1 protein-coding gene is annotated in these 6,809 nt (G+C 39.2%); it reads left to right on the top strand.

Annotated features, from left to right (window positions below; all coding sequences use genetic code 11):
* The coding region (locus HMPREF9074_RS12470) for a gliding motility-associated C-terminal domain-containing protein (protein WP_198133047.1) at positions 1-6,809 on the top strand (6,809 nt) is incomplete at both ends.

Here is a 6,809-nt window from a genome sequence, read left to right as displayed (position 1 = left end):
AAATTTTGAAGCAGGAACACTGACGGTAACTGTTACATTGCCTTCGGCAACTTCAACAGTTACAATTACTTTTCCTACAGGAATTGAGTATGTAGCGAGCTCACTACATAAAGTTAGTGGTACACCTACAATATCACACGTAGGTTCATCTTCTGCAGGTACTCCTAAGTTTGCTATTTCAGGAGCAGGTACTCTTACTTTTACTATCAAAAGAAAAGTAACTAAAGCAGCTTTGGCAGGTTTGCAAACTGCAGGTACTATTTTTAAAGATAATGTAGAAGTAACTTCTGGCGGAGGGGTAGACGCTAAAGATTCTAATCAATACACTTTGCCTATCCCTAACATAGTAGTACAGTTAGCTGAGCCTACCCATAATAATGCTTCGGGTAGTAGTGTTAAAACCTTTGGACTTAGAAATACCGGTAATGGTACAGTAAAAGAAATTTATTTTTCTATAAAATATCCTAATGGTGTTACCGGTAATGAACTGACTTATAACGGTACAGCAGTGTCTTCAGTAGGTACCGTTCCTTCTGGAGTAGGCAAAAATACAGGGGCTACCCTATATAGAATAGTGTCGCCTACAGGCTTTAAGTTGAATGACGAGATAACTATCACTGAGAAATACAGTGTAGTAGGCTGTGACTCGAATCGGCAAATAGTATACGAAGCCTATTGGGGTGAGAGTGCCTCAGTATTATACCAAGCACGCGATAGAGCACGCGCTATCAACGTAACTACAGGTACGCCCAATATAGTATTAGACATTGATTATAATAATAGTTATTTTCAGTGGGGAGATGGTCTTTGTGGTACTACTTTAGGAACTTTTACCGCTCAGTATATCAATAAAGGAAGTGGTAATGCTACAGCCTATGATTTGCAGATGAATATAACACCTTATCTTAGTGATAAAGGGTTTAAAAATCATATACCGGCTAATTTCCGTATCGTAGCTACAGACGGGACAGAAATACCTATCAATTCGATGACACCTACCACTACCCAAACTACCCCTAGGGAAATACCATTTAAAGATTTGGCAGCTTTATCGGCTACAGCTTTGGCAGGTAAAGATATAGGGCTTACTGACGTGGATGGTGATGGCTTTAAAGATGATTTGCCTATCAATGGCAAACTTATCATACGTTTTGATATGGTAAAAAATCAGCCTATTGTTTGTTTGCAAAATGATAAGGGAACCTTTAGTGTGTCGCCTCATTCTAATTTTACTTATAAAGATGCTTGTGGTACTGAGATACAATCAGCAGCACAAGCTCTTACTAATAGTACTTTGAGACGACTGCTAACAGGTATATCGGATAACTCTAAGTTTCCTGCTTCGTTATCGCAAAACAACTCTGTATTTGGGTATCTGTCATTTGGGCATCATACTATTATATCGCAGCATATTGTAAAAGGTTTCGGAAGAAAAGATACTGCTGCAGATAGAAGATTTAGATATGAAATTGTATTACCTACAGGCGTAGAACTTAAAAATATAAAATTTTATAAGGGAGATGGTTTTGGGCAAGGCTCTACAACACCTACTGCTCTCATCCCTGATGTAGCTAAAGGAGGTACGCTTTCTTATACTACTACTGATGGTACTAAGGGCTACATCACTTTTGATATGCTACTCACTACTCCTTGTGCTTCAGGTGATTTGCCTCTAAAGTATAGTATCTATTATTTAGATAAAAATGGAGATACCAATACCTATTGCGAGTTTCCTCTTATCTGCAATCAAACTTCGATTAGCGCCATATGTGCAGGAGCTTGTGGTACTAATGGGCCAAAAATGCTAAGCACTAAGGCAGAACGTGCTGATAATTCGTACGGTTGGACAGACTATACGATGAATACACGCCAGACTCGTGCTAATGTATCGGCTATAGACCGCAGTCGTGCCCTTCACTTAGATGATATAGAAATTATATCGGAAGGAGAGCAAGGAGGCGTAATTACTAAGAACTTGTATTATCACGCACAGGTAAACACAAAAGCAAACCTTATACCTAAGAGTATTGCTATAGCAGTAGGCAGCAATGCTACAGTTACGCTGCAAGCCTCACCGGCTATAGTTACCTCAGGTACCTATAGTGATACTAAGTATTTCCGTTGGAATCTTTCTTCAGCTCTGCCTTCAGCTGGTATAGCTGTAGGAGATAAGTTTAGAGTAGTAGCTACTTATCAGGTTAATAACCCTAATACCACTAATAGTCGCAATAATGTACAAGATATACAAGTAGGTAGTAAGACTTTCTTTTATATGCTTGATAATCCGTCAGACAATGCCATTGCTACTGAGGGCTATCACACTAATGCGAGATATTGTGGCGCTAAACTTACACCACCTTTTTATATAGCCGAAACTTACAAGATAATCGGTACAAACCCGTATAATATAAAAGGTTGTGAGGTAACGAATATCGGTGCTAATCAGGTGTATTTAGCACGCCGTTTTGGTACTGCAGGTACCTACTATACGAATGAGTTTCGCCCTACACGCCGTATTAAAACGCTCAAAATAATTATACCGAGCTCTTATAATATGGTGAAACCTGTAGAATACTCATATATCAGAAAATCAAATGAGTGGGTAGAAAATGATGTGCTTATACCTGTTGCCAATTTCACGATGAGTAATGACGGCACTTATAAAACTTATACCTATATCAACCCTGCTAAGGGGGCAGCAGGCTACCTTAATCCGGGGAATATATCGGTAGAAAATGCTTATGGCGAGACGATACGCACGTGGCTACAAGCTACTTGCGATTCTAAAATATTTCAGAGTACTACACAAGCCTCAGCCGATAACCAAATGGCTAAGGTAGAAATTGATTTTGAAGATTTTTACTATCACTATGCCGATAAAACCAATAGACTCGTACAGAAAGAGCCTTATCAAGAATGGATAAGATATTCTGAAAAACCAGCAATCAACCTCATTACTGAGACACCACAGAACGTTACAGCTAATCAGCGTACCCAAACCGTTGATTTTAGAATTACTAATACTAGTGTATCTGATGCCCCTTACGGATGGATATCAGTACCTGATGTAACAGGTATTAGCATTACTAAACTTACTGAGATAGATGCTTTAGGCAATGTGGTGAACACTTTTACCCCTCAGTCAATCACAGGGGAAAAGATGTATTTCTTAAGCGATGCAGGAAATAACGGTATTATTGCTAAAAATGCTGATAAAAGATATCGTTTAGAGTACCAAATAACCAATTGTAATGACCCTAATCTTACCTTTGATGTATATGCAGGTTGGAACTGTAATGAGAACCCTACTCAAGGATATAGAAGAACTTGTCACGACCAGAAGATAACCTACAATGTCAAGATAGCTAAGAGTTTGAAACAGATTAGACCAAGCGCTTCAAACCCAGGGGAAAGCAGTCCGGATAAGGTGGGTAGTATACCTATGTGTCAGAAAACTAAGTACGAATATACCGTAAATAGTGGCGATGAGGGCGACCTTTTCGACGCTAAATTGGTAGTAGTGCAAGAGACTGGAATTACTATTTCGGATGTGACAGTAGAATATCCGCTAAATAGTGGTAACTACTATACACAGACTTCAACCCCTGCTATAGGTTTTTCTCAAGCAGGTAATAAACTTATTTACGATTTGTCGGCTATTTTGCCTAATAAGAGTTTGCCTGGGGCTATCACAGAACCAGCCGTTTTGGATAAGCGTAACCTGAAGCTAACCTTCAATGTACAACCAAGTTGCGATTTTGTAGCAGGCTCTTCATTCGATATAGATATAGAGGGTAATAACCTATGTGGTAATCCAGCTGAAGGCGATAAAACTAAGGTTATTATAGCGGGTATAGCAGGTATTGATACTAATAAATATAAAGTAAATAATCAGTTAGTAAGTACAGGTGGTAATGCTAATGCTTGTGCAACCTCTTATGCTGAATTTAAAGGCAAACACCAGATTATCGACTTATCGCCAGCACATAATTTCCAAACAGGTACTAACGGATTAGTAGTAATACGTATTCCTGAAGGCTTTGAATATGTAGCAGGTAGCTTTACTCCTGGCAATAAAAGTAAAAGTTCTTTTGCTGATGCTGCTTTAGCTACACCACCTACTAAGATGATAGGTACTAATACTGAATTGAGTATCAAAATTCCTTCGGGAATGGAGCACGATGATTATTTTGAATATACTATAAAAGTAAAACAAAAAGCAAATACACCTATTGCTAATTGTGCGGAAGAGAGGAAACTTCAGTACTACACTACAGACACGGTAGAAGGTGTTGTTTGTCAGTCAGGTATCACTTGTCCGCCAGTGGTAGTAGAAACTACTATCAAGCGAGGTGAGGTAGCTATACCTTTAGAAAGAGCTGATTTGGTTATTAAGAATGTACAACTCAGCTCTGTAGCTGAAGGCAATAAAGAAAAAGTAACTATACAATATGTAGTGCAAAATGCTACTACAGCTACTGTTTCGTATACGGGCGACCTGAAAGTGAGCTTGTATGATGATACTAATAATAATGGTATCGTAGAGGAAGCTATAGATAATAAGTTGCAAGATTTTACTCTTGCTAACTTAGTATTGGCAGCGGGGGCTACAGCTACCCGAACCGAGACAATATCGTTAGACCAAAACCAACTTTGTCGTTTGTATCTATCTATCAGAAATACATTCAACCCTTGCTTGTGTAATGATAAAGTAGTAGCTGCACCTGCTCCTACAACTATCACAGGATTAGTAGCTACTGTTACTGCTTGCGAGATAGGTAAAACTAATATAGTGTACAACACACAAGCTCCTACCTATGAAGGATATACTTGGGAAGCTGTTACTGCAGGTGATTTAGCACACTTGTCAGATGTTAATAGCAAAGAACCCGTATTTTCGTATGCAGGTGCTAATATTACAGCTACTAAAACAATTACCTACTTGTTAAAGGTAAAAAGAACTAATGCTTGCGAGGCAACACAAACAGTTACTGTATTAGTAACTCCAGCGCCTAATGCGCCTACGGTTACAACCCCTCAGTACTTCTGTGCACCAGCTACAGCGTTAGATCTTAAATTGAAGATTAATGCTATGGCAACTAATGCTGTAAAAGTATATAGTGCAGGGGTAGCATTGACAGATACTGATACGCTACAAGACGGTATTTATCAAGTAAGCTTAGTACAGTCTTCAGGTTGTGAGAGCGAGAAAGCTAATGTAACAGTGAGTGTAACTGTGTGCAATATAGTAGCTAAAGACGATCTTTATAAAGTATTTGCACCTATTACAACGGCTACTACAACAGGTAATATATTAAGCAATGACAAAGTAGGAGGGGTAACCGCTACTACTGCTACTGTAAGTATTAGCAATATTACTTCGGCAGGAACAGGTACTGTACCAGTAGTGAAAAATAATGGTGATGTAGAAGTACCTGCCAATACACCTATAGGTGAATATAAAATTAGCTATCGTATTTGTGCTAAAGCTAACCCTGCAGATTGTAGTACTGCTACTGTTACTGTGGTAGTAGCTCCTAGATTAGAAGCTAAACCTGATGATTTGGGTACTATAACGGGACTCTCAGGAGGCACTACTACTGCTACTGTGTTTGAAAATGACTTAAGAGGCACTGCACCTATCAATCCTTCAGAGGTAAATCTAACGTGGGGTACAGCGCCTGCTCATATGGCTACTAATACTAATGGTACAATAACAGTACTCCCTAATACACCAGCGGGTACTTATACTATTAGTTATAAAATATGCGAAAAAGACAATCCTACTAACTGTAGTACAGCTATTGCTACAGTGAAGGTTGTGACTCTTAAAGCTGTAAATGACGGTGTGAAGACCTTGCCTAAAACAGGAGGCAGCGTAGACATACTCGCAAATGATATTTATGGAGCTCCTACAGGAGTTACTTCAGTAACTACTGCCAATACAACGCTTACTATCACCTATAATAGTGGTATAACAGGATTGGCTATAAATCCTAATGGTACACTACAGGTGCCAGCTTCTGCTCCAGCAGGCTCTTATAACGTAGAGTATCGTATCTGTACGATAGCAGCCCCAGTGATTTGCGATACAGCTACTCTTACTATTGTAAAACAAGCTGAAATAATAGCTAATGACGATAGTTTTGCTGGCGTAGTAACTACCACTGAATATACTATAGGCAATGTGCTTAATAATCCTCCATCAGGTTCAGATACTCTTGATGGTAATCAGGCTACTATAGGCAATGTAGCTCTAAGTGTAGTTACTCCAGCAGCCCCATCAGGCACTGTACCTTATATTAATATTACTACAGGAGGGGTAGTAGTACCTGCGGGAACACCTGCTAACACTTATACTATTACTTATAAGATTTGTGAGAAAGATTTGTCAGGTGTACCTACTGCTACTACCAACTGCGATGTAGCAACAGTAACTGTGAATATATACTCGCCAACTACTGTAGAGGCAAATCCAGATACATTTACATATTCAGGTACAGGAACTCAAACAGTAGGTAATGTACTTACCAACGATACAGTTAGCGGTACTACATCGGCTACAACAAGCAATGTAACGATTAGCCAAGTAAGTACTCCAACAGGAACCATTGTACCACGTATTGATACAACCAATGGTAATGTAATTGTGCCGAACAATACGCCAGCAGGCATCTATACGCTAACATATCAAATCTGTACTGTAGCAACGCCAACAGCTTGTGCAACAACAACCGTAGAGGTAACAGTACCAGCTGTAACGCCAACCCCTACCGTTCAAGCAACTCCTGATGAGTTTACATATTCAG

The organism is Capnocytophaga sp. oral taxon 329 str. F0087, assembly GCF_000213295.2.
Taxonomy (GTDB): domain Bacteria; phylum Bacteroidota; class Bacteroidia; order Flavobacteriales; family Flavobacteriaceae; genus Capnocytophaga; species Capnocytophaga leadbetteri_A.
This window is presented reverse-complemented; position numbering and strand designations above follow the sequence as displayed.